Annotated in this window: 1 protein-coding gene; it reads right to left on the bottom strand. The window is 61.4% G+C overall.

Annotated features, from left to right (window positions below):
• Nucleotides 1-117 (bottom strand): NAD-dependent epimerase/dehydratase family protein (locus B2J89_RS21850; RefSeq protein WP_169170873.1); only part of this gene is annotated, 117 nt, incomplete at its 3' end.
• Nucleotides 118-420 lie beyond the last annotated feature (303 nt).

The following is a 420-nucleotide window of genomic DNA, read 5'->3' as shown; positions in this document are numbered from 1 at the left end:
CAGGTTGCCCGCGTACGTGAGTTTGTCGAGGTTGACAACGCCCTCTTCGCTGCTGCGCAGCCAATCAAGCACGAAGTTGGCACCAATGAATCCGGCGCCGCCGGTGACGAGAATCATGAGAGGTTCCGCTAGAGCTGCCGTATGACAAAGCCGACAATTATCCCATCGCGTTTGCGGCGGCGCGTAAGCAATCGCAAGATGCCAAAATGGCGGCCCCGCACCTGCACTGCCGCGGCAACGCCCCGACCGACAACCGACGTCTACCGTTGGGGCCCGTGACACACGGCCTGCACTACCTGCCCTGCCCCAATGCTGCAGCGCAGTATTTGAATGGATCGCAGCCTCGGTTAGAGTAGCTGCAAACGCCCAATCCAGCGCTGCGAGGGGAGCCGCACACATGGTGAAACGAGCGCCGCTTCG

The organism is Acidovorax sp. SRB_24 (assembly GCF_012931925.1).
Note: the sequence above shows the minus strand (reverse complement) of the source record. Positions and strands in the feature narration are given on the sequence as shown.